12 protein-coding genes are annotated in these 14044 nt (G+C 65.4%); 4 read left to right on the top strand and 8 right to left on the bottom strand.

The genetic code is table 11. From position 1 onward, the window contains the following. Positions 1-96 precede the first annotated feature (96 nt). A complete protein-coding gene (arsS, locus tag GGQ74_RS05380) occupies positions 97-1038 on the bottom strand; it encodes an arsenosugar biosynthesis radical SAM (seleno)protein ArsS (RefSeq protein ID WP_167940483.1) in 942 nt (313 codons plus the stop codon). A gap of 47 nt (positions 1039-1085) precedes the next feature. Next, positions 1086-1619, bottom strand: a complete 534-nt coding sequence (locus GGQ74_RS05375) for a type 1 glutamine amidotransferase domain-containing protein (protein ID WP_167940482.1) — start codon at positions 1617-1619, stop codon at positions 1086-1088. A 241-nt stretch (positions 1620-1860) separates the two neighbouring features. On the opposite strand from GGQ74_RS05375, the gene GGQ74_RS05370 reads away from it, so the two are divergent. Together GGQ74_RS05370 and GGQ74_RS05365 are read left to right on the top strand one after the other, a co-directional pair. Further along, positions 1861-2355 (top strand): CBS domain-containing protein, encoded by a 495-nt coding sequence (locus GGQ74_RS05370; RefSeq protein WP_167940481.1) that lies wholly within the window; start codon positions 1861-1863, stop codon positions 2353-2355. Between the two features lie 157 nt (positions 2356-2512). Further along, entirely contained in the window at positions 2513-3790 is a 1278-nt protein-coding gene (locus GGQ74_RS05365) for a GGDEF domain-containing protein (RefSeq protein ID WP_209280071.1), read from the top strand. An 87-nt stretch (positions 3791-3877) separates the two neighbouring features. On the opposite strand, the gene GGQ74_RS05360 is transcribed toward GGQ74_RS05365, so the two are convergent. The 3 genes from GGQ74_RS05360 to GGQ74_RS05350 are packed head-to-tail and all read right to left on the bottom strand — an operon-like array spanning position 3878 to position 7617. Continuing rightward, positions 3878-4513: an AMIN domain-containing protein gene (locus GGQ74_RS05360; RefSeq protein ID WP_167940480.1), complete on the bottom strand. Its 636-nt coding sequence runs from the start codon at positions 4511-4513 to the stop codon at positions 3878-3880. 40 nt (positions 4514-4553) lie between these two features. Continuing rightward, positions 4554-6977, bottom strand: coding sequence for a glycosyltransferase family 39 protein (locus GGQ74_RS05355; protein WP_167940479.1), 2424 nt, complete (start codon positions 6975-6977; stop codon positions 4554-4556). Then, on the bottom strand, positions 6970-7617 hold the full coding sequence (locus GGQ74_RS05350; protein WP_167940478.1) for a phosphatase PAP2 family protein: 648 nt from the start codon (positions 7615-7617) through the stop codon (positions 6970-6972). Before GGQ74_RS05350 ends, GGQ74_RS05355 begins: the two co-directional genes overlap by 8 nt. A 168-nt stretch (positions 7618-7785) precedes the next feature. Here GGQ74_RS05350 and GGQ74_RS05345 point away from each other — a divergent pair, with 168 nt between their 5' ends. Then, on the top strand, positions 7786-8319 hold the full coding sequence (locus GGQ74_RS05345) for a 3D domain-containing protein (RefSeq protein ID WP_167940477.1): 534 nt from the start codon (positions 7786-7788) through the stop codon (positions 8317-8319). Here GGQ74_RS05345 and GGQ74_RS05340 read toward each other — a convergent pair. Then, positions 8306-8698, bottom strand: coding sequence for a VanZ family protein (locus tag GGQ74_RS05340; RefSeq protein WP_167940476.1), 393 nt, complete (start codon positions 8696-8698; stop codon positions 8306-8308). The genes GGQ74_RS05345 and GGQ74_RS05340 overlap by 14 nt on opposite strands. Positions 8699-8789: 91 nt before the next feature. Next, on the bottom strand, positions 8790-10553 hold the full coding sequence (locus GGQ74_RS05335) for a motility associated factor glycosyltransferase family protein (RefSeq protein WP_167940475.1): 1764 nt from the start codon (positions 10551-10553) through the stop codon (positions 8790-8792). 152 nt (positions 10554-10705) lie between these two features. On the opposite strand from GGQ74_RS05335, the gene GGQ74_RS05330 reads away from it, so the two are divergent. After that, entirely contained in the window at positions 10706-13009 is a 2304-nt protein-coding gene (locus GGQ74_RS05330) for a cysteine synthase (protein WP_167940474.1), read from the top strand. Between the two features lie 81 nt (positions 13010-13090). Here the strand turns inward: GGQ74_RS05330 and GGQ74_RS05325 are convergent, their stop codons facing one another. After that, the gene (locus GGQ74_RS05325; protein ID WP_167940473.1) at positions 13091-14035 is read right to left on the bottom strand and encodes a hypothetical protein; all 945 of its coding nucleotides are present in this window, start codon (positions 14033-14035) and stop codon (positions 13091-13093) included. Between the last annotated feature and the right edge of the window lie 9 nt (positions 14036-14044).

Genomic DNA, 14044 nt, shown 5'->3' with positions numbered 1-14044 from the left:
ACCATGTCGGCGGCGTGACGATGCAAAGGGGGCGCGTTTCCCTGTGGGGAACGAGCCTGCGCCGTCTGGATGGTGTGGCGCTGCGGGCCGCTAGCGTCAACTGAGGGCGCGGCTGCACGCCGAGCCGATGCCCGCGGTGCACGCAAAGCAGTGCGGCCCCGTGACGATGGAACGCCCTCGGAGGAGTTCCGCGTCGAACTGGCTGATGTGGCAGGGTGCTCCGTGGTTCGTGGGCAGGCCGAGGGCCTGATTGAAGTCACAATCGTAGAGGGTGCCGTCCCAACCCACGTTCACCTGATGGCGGCACATGAGCCCCGGCAGATTCGTCGCGTTGAAGGACGATTCCGCGAGCTGCATGTATTCGTCCTCCATGTCGTGGACGCGAAGCAGTTCGAGATAGCGGTTCAGGGGAACGTTGGTGATGGTGAACAGCCTGTTCACCGTGATGCCGAAGCGTTCGTCGAGTTCGCGTTTGCAGGCCTCGGCCAGAGCGCGCTGGCCTGGCTGGTGGTAGGGGCCGAGGGGATGGTTGAACACGATGTCCAGCCCGAGGGCTTCGTCGTGCCCGTAGCCGAGCTGGTTGAGGCGCTTGAGCACGTCGATGCTGCTTCTGTACAGGCCGTTGCCGTGTTCGCGCACGGCGGCCTCGTCGAGCGAGCAGGGCAGCGAGGCTACGAGGCGGACCTTGTGCAGCGCGAAGAAGTCCGGGAGGTCGTCGAGCCCGTCGATGGTCATGCCCATGAGGTTCGTGCGGACCTGTACGGGGTGCGTGCCGCGCAGGATGCGGATGAAGCGCTTGATGTTTGGGTTGAGCTCCGGTGCGCCGCCGGTGATGTCCACCAGCGCCGGGCGCAGTGCGTCCGCCGCGGCGATGACGCTTTCGAGCACGCTCCAGCCCATGATCTCCCTGCGCCCCGGTGAGCATTCGAGATGGCAGGTGTGGCAGGCGAGGTTGCAGCGAAGGCCCATGTTGACTTGCAGGACTTCGATGTCCTGTGCCGTGAGACGCTGGTCGAGGTGCCTGGCGAACGGTGTCATCTGGTCCTCCGATGGCCCGCACGCGCCGCGTGCGGGCCTGTGGGTGACTAAACCTGTCGAGACGTGGCCACTGCGATGACGGCCTTCATGAAGGCGGGAAGGTCACCGGGCTTGCGGCTCGATATCTGGTTGCGGTCCACAACCACTTCCTCATCGACCCACGTTGCCCCGGCGTTGACGAGGTCGTCCTTGATGCCGGGGGTGGACGTGCAGGTGAAGCCCTTCATGATGCCTGCGGAGATGGGAATCCAGCCGCCGTGGCAGATGTGGGCCACCGGCTTGCCCGCTTCGTGGATTTCGCGGGTCAGGCGCTTGACGCTGTCGAGGCGGCGCAGCTTGTCCGGGGCGAAGCCGCCGGGAATGACCAGCATGTCGAAGTCCTCTGCGCGCACTTCGTCGAGGGACGCGGTGGCCGTGCAGGGGTAGCCGTGCTTGGAGACGTAGGTCTTGCCCTTGTGCGGTCCTGCCACGACGACGCGAGCGCCTTCTTCCTCAAGCCTGTATCTGGGGTACCAAAGTTCCTGATCCTCGTAGACGTCCTCAACGAACATGAGGACGGTCTTTCCTTGCAAAACGCCCATATCGAACCTCCGTGGCGTGATTGTGCTGCGTGAAGGATTGTCGCGGTGCGGCAAACACACAGTTTACGCAAGCGGCGTGGTTGCGGCAAGGGGGGTGCGCAAAACGACGCGGTGATGCAGTGCATGCGCTTGTGGTTGCCTAAAGCAACGATGTGAAATAATGATTGAATCAGATGATGGAATCGCCGGCCGGAGTGCGGCGCGGATGGAGAGGCATCCCAACAGTGCAAGGAGTGGACATATGCTGATGCGCAAGCGTGCCTGGGACATACTGCGGGATGATTTCACCCGCGTCGAGGAAGGGGCGAGCCTTTTCGAGGTCATGCGCCTTATGCGCGAAGCGGTGAAGAAGGACTCGGACAATCACGTCGCGCTGGTTTTCGCGAAGGATGGGTCTTTTCTGGGCGTCATCACCATGTGGGACATCCTGAAGAGCCTTGAGGGCTGCGTGTTCCGGCAGGACGATCTGGCCCGCTTCGACGAGGCCGACTGGGATCAGGCCTTCGGGCGGGCCTGCCGTAGTTGCTGCGACCTGAACATCGACGCCATCGTGCAGAAGAAGGACGACATGCCCGAGGTGCAGCCCAACGACCCCATGATCATCGTGCTTGAGGCGTTCATGGACCATCGCAGGGGCTGGGCCGTGGTACGCGAGGGCGGCAAGGTGCTCGGCGTCATCTTTAAGGGCGACGTGTTCCGCGAGATCAGCCGCGACGTGCTCGACCACGCGCATTAGGCATTATTTTCGACGCGCAGTCCGTGGAGGCCGCCCGCTCGCGGGTGGCCTTTCTTGTGGACTTCGGCTTGCCGGGGGCGTTCGCGGGGCCGGGGCGTGGGGTTTTCAGTGTGGCACCGGCATGGTACAAGGCCGACCCAACAGGAGAAGACGCCCCATGCGAACCCTTGTGAACGTGTTGATATTTCCCATAGCCTGTCTTGTTGGCACGGCCGTGGTGGTGGCGATGCATCCGCCGCTCCCGTCCGGCGTGCTCGCCGTTGCTCCATACGTGCTGGCGGGCATTGGCGCTCTGCTGTGTGGGCGTTTCAAGCGCAGCCGTGGCGTGTTTGCCCTCGCTTTTCTCGTTTGCGGATTCGCGATGATGCAGGCGTTCTTTGCGGCGGGCATAGGGGCAGGGGCACTCGGCCAGATCGCCTATCCCGCCTACGCCATATCCTTTCCGCTCATGCTCGTGCTGCTGGGGGTGCTTGGCGACCGGGGTGTATTCACGGCGTGGGGCGCGGTGGTGCTTGCCATGGTGAGCATCGTCGGTACGGTCACGTGTTTCGCCGTCGATGGCGGATTCGGCATCCCCTCGGCCGAGGGTGCGCAGGCCATGCGCGTGGCCGTGGCTGAGACGCTGCATGCGCGGCTTTTGCCGCAATGGGCGGATGCGTGGACGTGGCTGCCGCAGCCTGCGCTGCTGGCGGTGGCCGTGGCGGCGGCGTTCTTCATCGTGCGCGGCGTTGTGCGCGACGAGCCGCTGGATGCGGGATTCGCTGGGTGCGTCGTCGGCGTCGCGGCGGGGATGCATGTCGCGGGACGCCCGGACTTCGTGGCGCTCTTCTTCTGCGCGGCGGCGGGGTGCATCGTCGTTCCGCTGTTTCAGGATTCCTACCGCATGGCCTTTCTCGACGAACTGACGGGGTTGCCGTCGCGCCGGGCGTTGGTGGCGGACTTCCGCAAGCTTGGCGGGCGCTACGCCGTGGCCATGGGAGACGTGGACCATTTCAAGAAGTTCAACGACACCTACGGGCATGACGTTGGCGACGAAGTGCTACGCATGGTCGCCAGCCGCCTTGCCCGCGTGACCGGGGGCGGTGCGGCCTACCGCTACGGCGGCGAGGAGTTTACTATCCTTTTCCCGCGCGGCAACGCGCAGGAGGCCCTGCCGCATCTGGACGCCGTGCGCGCGGCCATCGAGGGCTCGCCCTTTGCCGTGCGCTCCAAGGATCGCCCCGCGAAGAAGCCTAAGGATGCCGATGCCAAGGGGAAACCATCCCGTGGCAAGGGCGCTGGCGCGTCGGCGGGTAAGACGGTGTCCGTGACGATTTCCATAGGTCTCGCCGAACGGACCGATGCCCGCCAGAATCCGGAGGACGTGCTCAAGGAGGCGGACAAGGCACTGTACAAGGCCAAGAAGAAGGGACGCAATCAGGTCTGCGCCGGGTAGCGCTGGGCTGGTGGAGACCACAGGAGCGAAAGGCCCCGGATGCGTGTGCATTCGGGGCCTTTCGCGTGGGAATTCGTTTCGTGGGCGTTATTTGTGCCCGATGAGCACGTGCACGGCGTCGTCAGTGGCGCGGACGTCGAAGTGCGCCAGACCTTCCGCCGTGGTTTCGATGACGGTGCGCACCACGCCGCGCGCGGGGTGGAAGCCCGTGCGGATGCGGTTGGCCCGCGCACAGTCCACCAGCAGCTCTTGTTGCGCGTCGGGCAGGGCACTCTGGGCGAAGACGTCCACAACGATGCGCGGCGGCGAATCGAGGGGGAATGCCGTGAAGCGCGGTATCCCGCCGTCCGTGCGGATGGTCACGTCGAGGACGTCCTCTGCGGCCGCGTAGTGTACGCCGGTCACGGTGGGTGCCGTGGCGGGCGAGGCCTTTACGGTCGTAAGCGTCTGGCCCTGCGTCGGAGCCGGGGCGGGTGCCTCGTCTGTCGCTTTGCCGGATTCCGCCTGTGCGGCGGGAGCCGGAAGCTGCGCCGGAATCGCGACCTGTGCGGGCGCCTTGCCGGGTGCGAGCGTCGAGTCAGGCGCAAGCACGTCGTGGGACACGGGGCGGCGGACCTCCCAGCAGGGAGTCTCGCTCGCGGTGAGCGGCATCCGCCATAGCGCAAGGGCCACCAGCGCAAGCGGTGCGATCAGTACGAATGTGTTCCGGATGGCGTCACGCATGGCGTCTCCGCTGGCCGCTGCCCATGGGCGTGGGCCGGTTTCAGATGGCGATGCCCGTGGGGGCGTCGGTTGCCGGGGTCACGTCAGCGCCGTCGCCCGGTGCGGCGGGCGTCGAATCTGCGGGGGCCGTGCCGTTGGTGGCGTCTTGCGCCGGAGCCGCTTCGGGCTGCAGTGCCTCGGGAGCTGTGGCGTCCGGGTCAATGGCGCCCGGTGCGGCAGTTCCCGGAGCGGCGGCTTCAGGAGTGGTGACTTCAGGGCCGACAGGGGTCGCTCCGGATTCCTGTATCGTCTCGGGCAGGATGGGCTGATCCATGTCCGGCTCGTCCACATCGCCACGGGTCACGTCCGAAAGCCACTGCATGGTTTTCATGAACAGGCCGGTGCCCTCGTTCTGCTCGTGCACGTCGCCCTTGGGGGCCGTCCACGAGGTCCAGAAGTCCGCCAGCGCGGCGGTCAGCGAATGCCATGCGTCGGCTGCGAATCCGCCGAGGGCGTCGAGAATCTTCGAGAAGAGGCCCGGTTCGGCGGGCGCGGCAGGTGCGGCGTCCGCCGCAGGGGCGACGGCTTCCGGCTGTGCTGCGGGAGTCGGGATCGGGGCGATAGGAGCGGTCTCCATGACGGGCGCGGGGACCGGGGTTGGAGCCGCTTCCGGCACGACGGGAGCCGGGACCGTTTCAGGCATCACGGGTAGCGCGGGAACGACCGGTGCGGGCGTCGCGGCGGGTACCTCGGGCGCGGCTGTCGGCGCGGGTGCTTCTGCCGCTTCTCCGACGGGAAGCGCAGGTGCTGTAACGGTCACATCGGCCGCGACAGGCGCGTCGCCGGGGGTGTTGACCGCGAGCACGTAGGGGCGGTCCGCGATCCATTGCTCGTGGATGACGTGCAGGTTTTCCGGGCGGTTTTCCCACGAATCCCAGTAGCGCTTCTGCATGCCGAGGACGAGGCGTTCGCCGCCGGTTGCCATGCCAGTGATGAGGTTGAGATCCTGCGTTTCGAGGACGTTCGCGCCGCAGTAGTAGGTGTAGACGCCGGAGTAGATTTTGTATGCGGCGGGCGTGTAGCCTGCCTCGATGAATTCGCCCATCACCTCGGCCTGCTCGCGCGGGCTCATGACGGAGTCGAGCTCCGGCACGGCCACGAGAGCCAGCGGCTGCACCCACAGGGTGACCAGCGCGGCCAGCGTGATGAGCGCGGCGCGGATGTCGAAGCGGGTGGCGTAGCGCCACAGAACGAGGGCGACCACGCCGCAGGCGACGGCCAGAAGCCACAGGCCGCTGAGGTATTCGGGCCACTGCGTGAAGATGTTGACCAGTGGCGTGGCCACGGCCAGAAGCGCGAACAGCCCGGCTACGGCCAGCATCAGCCTGCGGGTGCGCACGGCGTCGAAGGCCAGCACGGCCTGCGCAGTGAGCAGAACCAGCGGCGGGAAGAGCGGCAGCAGATAGACGACGATCTTGGTGCTCAGGCAGGTCAGCAGGACGAAGCCTGAGACGAGGGCGCACCACAGGTAGCTTTTGCCGGAGCCTTCGCTGTCCACGTCGGCGTGACGGGCGTACCACAGGGATTTCCAGAATTCGCCCTTCACGAGCTTGCCGAAGGGCAGCAGGAACGCGACGAAGGTCCACGGCAGGAAGGCCGCCGGGAACGTGGCGAAGTAGTGCCAGAAAGGCTGCTCGTGGTGCGAGGCGTTCACCGCGCGGCGGTAGATCTGCTTGTAAAAGATGTTGTTGACCAGATCATGCTCGCCGCCGATCCACGCCGCGCCGATCCACGCGAGGAGGATGCCGAGCGCCGCGCCGATGCCCACGGCCACGTCGCGCCGGAACAGGCGGTAGAGGCGTCCGCTCCATGCGAGATAGACCACCGAGGCCAGAAGCGGAAACACGAGGCCGAGCGGGCCTTTGGTCAGCGTGGCCACTGCGGCGAGCACGAAGCCCGCCACGGTCAGTCCCATGGCCTTTTCGCGCTGCCATGCGCCAAACAGGCAGACGTGCGCGGCGGTGATGATGGCCGCGAAGAGCAGGTCCATGCGCGAGTAGTGGGTCAGCGCCACGAAGTAGAAGCAGGTGAGCAGGATGATGCCGGCGGCGAGTCCCGTTTCGCGTCCGCCGCGCAGCACAAGGCGGTTCATGGTCAGCATGGCGGCGATGAACAGGAGCGCGCTGGCCGCCGCTCCGGCGAAGAACAGCGTGGGGTTCGACGAGCCGAAGAAGGGAATGAACGCCGTGAGGAACCAGAAGTAGACCGGAGGCTTGTCCGGGTAGGGCACACCGTTTAAGTACATCACCAGCCACTTCTTGGCATGAACGACATGCTCGAAGACGTTGGCGTAGCGGATTTCGTCCGAGAACCACAGGGCCCGGCTGTCGAGGGCGGGCAGCGTCTGCGCCGCGAGCACGAGGCCAAGAACCACGAGCGGCAGAAGCGCCGCCACGGTCCACAGTCGCGAAAGGAACTTATTCATGGGCTGGGGTGTCCTTTTTGAGTCCGAAGGTGAAGATGGCCCATGCGGAGACGGCTCCGTAGGCCCAGCCGAAGAAGACATCCGAGGGATAGTGCTGCAACAGGTAGATCCGCGTGAAGCCCATGAGCGCCAAAAGGACGCCGAGGGAGATTGTCAGCCCCATGTTGCGCCGCCACAGGGCCAGCGCCAGCGCGGAACCCGTGGCGTCGGCGGTGTGGCCGGACGGCAGCGAGTGGAAGTGCGGGTCGAGCGTCAGCAGGTGGTACACGGTTTCGCCGGTCAGCGGGCGCGGACGGCCAAGCGCCATCTTGGTCAGATTGACGAGGCAGAGGCAGATGGCCAACTGGCAGGCGGCGTAGGTCAGCGCGAATTTCGTGAGGTTTTCATTTTTCGTGCGCACCCCGTGAACGAGGATGCCCAGAAATGTCAGGTAGAATGCGGGGTTGCCCCAGTCCGTGAAGAAGAAGGCTATTTCACGGAGCAGGTCGTGCGCGTTCTTGTGTTGGCGCATGGCCTCGGCGAGGGCGAATTCTCCGCCGAAGGCCAGCGGAAGCACCGCGACCAGCGCGATGAGCGGCAACGATCCCAGCACGAAGTGCAGGGCAGGATTTTCAGTACGCATGCGGCGCTTATAGGGCATGGCGTGTTCCGTGGCAAGGCCGCAGGGAGGGGGCAGGTGCAGTCCTGATTCGCGGAAGTAGGGTTTGCGCAATTTGTTGATGCAATGATGTGACGCTTTACTTATAGTGAGCTTCAATCATGGCCCGAGTTGAGGGTTCATCGTTCCAATGCCTTGGAATGATGGAGCATGTCAGATTTTCTGGAGTTCAGGATGTACAGGATATTTTCATTTCTTGCAATCGTGGCGCTGTCCGTGGCGCTGTTCGTGGAGCATTGGCAGCTCGTTGCGCTGTCGGAAAGACTCGATGATGGGCTGGACCGGATAGAATCCATGGAAATGACCATGGCTCGGGACAGCGACGCGACGGGGCTGTTCTATCGGTTTATCGTCAATAATCACCGGAGCATTCAGGAGCTTCGGCGTTCGCGCGTGCTGACGGTGACCGCCTACAGCCCGCGCGAGGCCGAAACCGACGACTCGCCTTTCCACACGGCTTCCAACCGGCCTGTGCGGCAGGGAATCGTCGCCGTGTCGCGCGATCTGTTCGATGCGGGGTGGGTGTTCGGCAAGAAGGTCTACATCAAGAACTACGGCGTGTTCACCATCGACGACCTCATGGCCGTGGACAAGCGCAATCAGATGGACATCTTCATGTTCGACACGCGGGCTGCCCTCGATTTCGGCCGCAAGCAGCTTGAAGTGCACCTCATCGATCTTTGACGCCAAGAGCTTGGCGCAGCGTGCGGAAATACTCGCGCTCCTTGATGCGCTCGCCGATCCACACGCCAAGGACGACGCCTGCCGTGTTGGCCGCCATGTCCGCCCAGGAGGTGAAGCGGCCCGGCACGAAATGCTGGGCGATCTCGATGCCTGCGCCGAGGAAGACCATGGAGCCTGCGGCCACGATGGCCGCCTGCCGGGTGCGGAAGGCCCGCATGGGAAGAAGCGCCAGCCATGTGTAGGCCAGCAGGTGCTCCACGAGGTCGATGTGCTTGATGTCCACTGGCTGGGGCATATTGGGCGTGAGCGACAGCCAGCAGACGACGAGGATGGACGCCCCCCATAGGGCGATGAGGGGCGTGGAATGCTTCTGGGGCATGGTATTTCGTTCCGGTCAGGGTTGAAGATGCGCTTCGGGTATACCCTCGGGACAGCCGGTGCGCAACTCCGGGTGAGCTTCGCAGATTGCGTCAGGCGGCCTGCGTGCCTTCCGCTGCGGCGAGCGCCGCGTCCATCTCCTTCACCTTCGCCAGTGCGCGGGCGATGACGTCCCTGTAGCGGCGCATGTCCGCTGGGACCGGGTTCTGCGTGAACCGCGCCAATCCGGCGAGATCCATACTCTCATTATACAGGTAGGGCAGGTACAGCGGGTCCTGCCGCAGGAAGAACAGGGTCTGTTCCATGAGCCTGCGGATTTCCGCGCGGTTGCGTACGGGCTTGCGGAACAGCTTTTCCATGCGCTTCGTCGCCGCGCGAAGCGACTGGGTCCATGTGGCGGCGCGGGCCTCGAAGACGGGGCGCGGGCGCGACTGGCGGGCCGAGGCGAGGATAGCGAGGAAGCGGTCCACGCGGTCTTGGCCGCTGGCGAGCGCGTCTGCCGCCTCGCCCATGCCGATGGCCTTCGTCCCCGCGATGTCCAGACCGCCGCCGTAGAGATTCAGGACGTCGAGGGATAGCCCTTCGATGTCGTGCTCCATGTCTCGCTTGGCGGTGACGTAGGCGAGGGTGGAATACACGGTTTCGCCGCGCATGTTTTCGAGCTTCATGTGCCGCGCGGGATCGTAGGTTCGCGTCGGGCGTGCGGCGTGGTGTCCGGCTGCATGGCTGCGCTCTGCGCTCCACGAGAAATCCTGCCCGGCAAGCAGCAGCTTCTTCACTCCGCACCACGATAGGAAGCGCAGAATGGTCACGTTGACGTTGCCGCCCGCGTCGAACACGGGTTCGGTCTTGTTGAGCACGAAGGTCGCCAGACCGCCCACGGTCCACAGCGGCAGGGTGGGGCCGGGGTAGCGCGAGACGACGTCCGGCGAGACCTTGGTGGAGTAGATAAGCGGGATGTCGGCGGCCCATTCGGCATCGAGGCGATTGAAGACCTTTTTCATGCCGTCGCTGTAGTCGATGGCCATGCACAGGTGCGGCTTGATGCCTGCGGCCTGGAGGGCTGGGAGCGTCTGGAGCGAGGTGATGACCAGCGCGTTGCCCTGCATGGTCGCCAGTTCGGGGCCGAAGTCGTTGAGTGATGGGCCTGCGCCCACGATGAGCGCGGTCAGTCCCTGTCCTGCTCCGGCAAGCGGCGTGAGGGAACCGTCGCGAAAGGCGCGGACGTAGTTGCCAAGCTCGTTGCCGACCATCACGTTTTGGCTCAGCCTCAGTGTGTTGAGTTCCACGGTGATGCCTTCGAGCATGTTGCGCACCACGCGAATCCAGCGGGCATATTCCGGCCCAAGTTGCTGACTCGGGAAGTCGGCGAGGAGCTTGACGCGCCCGTGCAGGAACTGGAGGTCCAGCCGGATGGCCGCGTTGTAGACCTCGGATTCGACCGGGGAGAGGAAGGCGAGTTGCCCGGATTCGATGAATGGCGTGTAGTCGCTCAGCCCGAGGCATGCCGTAAGCATCTCCGGGCGCGGCTCCACGACGAGAATGCGGTGTGTGGCCGGGGCGTTTTGCAGAACCTGCACGAGGCCGTAGCCCAGATTCAGGCCCACGATGATGGAGGCGTTGCGGTGGGCCTCTTCGCCCGGAGTCCATGACTGATAGTAGTGCTGGGGCGGGAAGGCCTCGAACAGGGAGCCGCCGTGATCGAGCGGAACGTCCATGAGGCCGAAGCGGTTCACGATCAGTTGCTTTTCGAGAGCAATGGGGTCAGAATCCACCCCTTCGAGCCAGGACGCAACCGGAGCGTTCTGCCGTTTCAGGGCCTTCAGGTTCTTTTCGAGAAACCTATAGAGTTCCATGCCGTCTCCCTGCCTTGGTCTGGTGTCTATGCGTCGGACATGTGTTCGCGCGGTGAATCATGGACCAGTTTGCAAGGACCCTGCCATGCCAAGGCGTTTTCCTCGGCATTCAGGATTGCGGTAGCGACCATCCGGACATACCAGACACTTCCATGCACTACGACAACATCCTCGAATGCGCCGGCAACACGCCGCTGGTCCGGATCAGGCGACTCAACCCCCACAAGGGTGTCAATATTTTGGCCAAGGTCGAGTACTTCAACCCCGGCGGCTCCATCAAGGACCGCGTGGCGCTAGCCATGCTCGAAGCCGCCGAGCGTTCGGGAGAACTCGTGCCGGGGCGGACGGTCATCGAGCCGACCTCCGGCAACACGGGCATCGGGCTGGCCATGGCCTGCGCGGTCAAGGGCTACCGTCTGCGTCTCATTATGGCCGACAACGTCTCCGAGGAGCGAAAGCGCATCCTGCGGGCCTACGGCGCGGAGATCGAGCTGACCGAAGGTCGGCTGGGCACCGATGGAGCCATTGAATTGGCCTATCGCATGGCGCGCGAGCACCCCGACGAGTACGTGCTCATGGACCAGTACAACAACCCCGCCAGCATTCAGGCCCATTTTGAGGGCACTGCCCGCGAGATTTGGGAGCAGACCGACGGGCGGGTGACCCACGTGGTGGCCGCGCTTGGCACCTCCGGCACGGCCATGGGACTGGTCAAGCGGCTCAAGCGCGAGAATCCCGACATCTGCGTGGCCGCCGTGGAACCTTACGCCCGCCATCATATTCAGGGCCTCAAGAACATGCAGGAGTCCTATCCTCCGGGCATTTTCAACAAGCACTTGCTCGATCGCATCATCCGCGTCGAGGACGAGGAGGCCTTCGAATACTGCCGTCGCCTCGCGCGTGAGGAAGGCCTGCTGGTGGGGATGAGCTCCGGCGCGGCGCTTGCCGGTGCGGTGCACCTTGCCGCCGAACTGGAGCAGGGCACCGTGGTGGTCATCTTTCCGGACAGCGGCGAGCGCTACCTGTCCACTTCGCTTTTCGCCACGCCCGACGAACAGGGCGTGCACCTCGCCAGCGCGACCGGTGACGACGTGGTACTGCCCTGTACCGGGAGCGTCCGCCTGTATACCGTCGGTCCCAGCCTCGACCGCTGGGACGACCCAGATTTCTGGCGACGGCTCGCCTTCCTCGACGTCATGCGGCGTTACCTCGGCCTGCGCGGCGCTGATGCCACGCTCGCCGCAGGACTGCCGGACATGGACGACCGCGCCATGGCTGCCTCGCGCGATGCGCACCTTTCCCGTTCGGACTTCGCCCGCGAAGTGCGGGACATGGTGGCCGCGCGCGCGGCGCAGCTCGACATGGGCGACGTGGCGCTTTCCCTCGCCGGGGACGGGCGCGAGGACATCCTCGCCCTGTGTGGTGGTCTGCTCGGCAGCGGGCTGGCCTACGAGAAGCTGCGGTCCGTCTATTTCGACGTGAGCCGCGACGGCGACTACGGCAGGCTCGGGCAGGCCGATCTGGACAAGCTGTCCCTCGGCAAGACCGTGGACCTCGCCGACTACGTGAAGGGCAATCCGCAGGATTTCACGCTGCTCAAGCGCGCCTCGCTACGTGACCTCAAGGACGGCGAGTGCTGGCAAACCTGCTGGGGCAACGTGCGGCCGAGTTGGTTCGTGCAGATGGCCGCTGCGGCCCGCGCCGCGGGCGGCGTGCCCACCGTGTTCATGGGCGGCGAGTCCCACCGCTTCCCGCATCTGGAGAATCTGCGCTCCATCTGGACAGCTTCGGACGGGGCGAGCCCGCGCGCGTGGCTTCTGGCCTCGCCCGTGGTTGCCGCGGATCGGGATTCGCACTCCCGCATGAGCGTCGGCGCGCTTCTCGACGAAGGCTTTTGCCCGCAGACGCTACGCATGTGGCTGCTCTCCGCCGCCTACCGCAAGACGCTCGATTTCTCCACGCAGACCTTGTCCATGTGGGACTCCAACCGTCGCCGCGTGCAGGAGCTTGCCGCCGCGCTGTCGGCCCGTGCGGGGCGCGAGGGCGCGGCCGAGGGCGGCGTGGCCGAGATGAAGGTCAATCTTCGTGCAGCCTTCCGCGAGGCCATTGAGCGCGATCTGGCGCTGTATTCCTTCTGGCCGGAGCTGTTCGGCTTTTGCCGGGGCATTCGGCGGCATGCGCTGGATGGCGCGCTGGCTCCGGGCGAGGCTCGGGCCTGCCTCGACCAGCTTATGGCCGTGGATGATGTGCTGCGGATTCTGGACCGCGAGGCGTTGCCCGTGCCGCCATGCGAGTGGCCAGCCGAGGTCGCTTCGTTGGTGGAGGCGCGTAGCGCCGCCCGTGCCGCACGGGATTTTGCCCGTGCCGACGCCCTGCGCGACGAGATGCATGCCGCAGGATACGTCGTGGAGGACGACCGCGAGGGCGCGCGGCTCCTGCGGGTGCGGCGCGATTGAGCGTCGTGTGCTGGATGTGATGATTATGTGGGCGGAGCCGGGAGGTTCCGCCCTTTTTCATGGTTGGCGAGGACGGAATTTCTAAGGCAGGTGGCGCGCGGTGAGGGTGGATTCGCGGTGTGCGCCGTGCGCAGTGGCCACGGGGCTGGTTCTGCGAAAGGCTTGCTCCCGGTCGTTGTGCTCCTGTGCCATGCCAAAGGTGCCGATGGCACCGGAGACGCCGAGGCCGATGAACGCGCCGAGGGCGAGCGGACTGCCGAGGGCCGCCGTGCCGTATGCGCAGGCCGTGGCCGCGATGAAATAGGCGATGCCGAGGGGCGCGTGGCCGACGTAGAAATGCCCGCTCCCAGGAATGATGAGCGAGAGGAGCGCTGCCGCGTGGGGGCTTTTCTGCGATGCGAAGGACTGGGAGGCCCAGCCTGCCAGCCGTTCGCGATCGGCAGTTTCGCCGTCCGTAGTGTCTGGCGTGTCACAGGCCGGATTGGGGCCGAACATGGTGCAGGCGAACATGTCGAGGCCGTCGGCTTCCGGGTTGCCCATGAACATGGCGGGGGAACTGGCGGGCTGTTCCCAGTCCGCGTTGCCGGTGACGATGACCCGTCGCGTCGGGCGCTGCGGCGGGCATGGCGCTTCGGCATATGTCTGCGCTTGAGGCTCCTCCCGCGCAGTGTCGCGCATCGCGAAGGGATCGAGCGTTGGGAGTCCTGGTTCCTCCTCAAGGGCGAAGTCCTCTTCGGGTTCATCGTCCGCGAGGGGCGCGGCGGGAAATTCGGAGGTCGCAGGCTGCAACTGTGCCTGTTGTTCCTGCGTCGCGACGGTCGGTGCAGGATGGGCGATGTCCGCCGCGCGCTGCGCTGGGGCATCCTGTGGGATGATCTGCGCGTCGGCGATGACGTGTGCCACCACCCGCATGAATTCCCCCAACTCGCCTGCGAGGTCCGCGCCGGAAAGCTCGCCGGACGCGAGGCGCTCTTCGAGCCGTTTTGCGGCGTCCGTCAGGCCGTAGGGGTTGGGACGTGGCAGCATGCGGTGCTC

Source organism: Desulfobaculum xiamenense, from assembly GCF_011927665.1.
In the GTDB taxonomy this organism is placed as follows: domain Bacteria; phylum Desulfobacterota; class Desulfovibrionia; order Desulfovibrionales; family Desulfovibrionaceae; genus Desulfobaculum; species Desulfobaculum xiamenense.
This window is presented reverse-complemented; position numbering and strand designations above follow the sequence as displayed.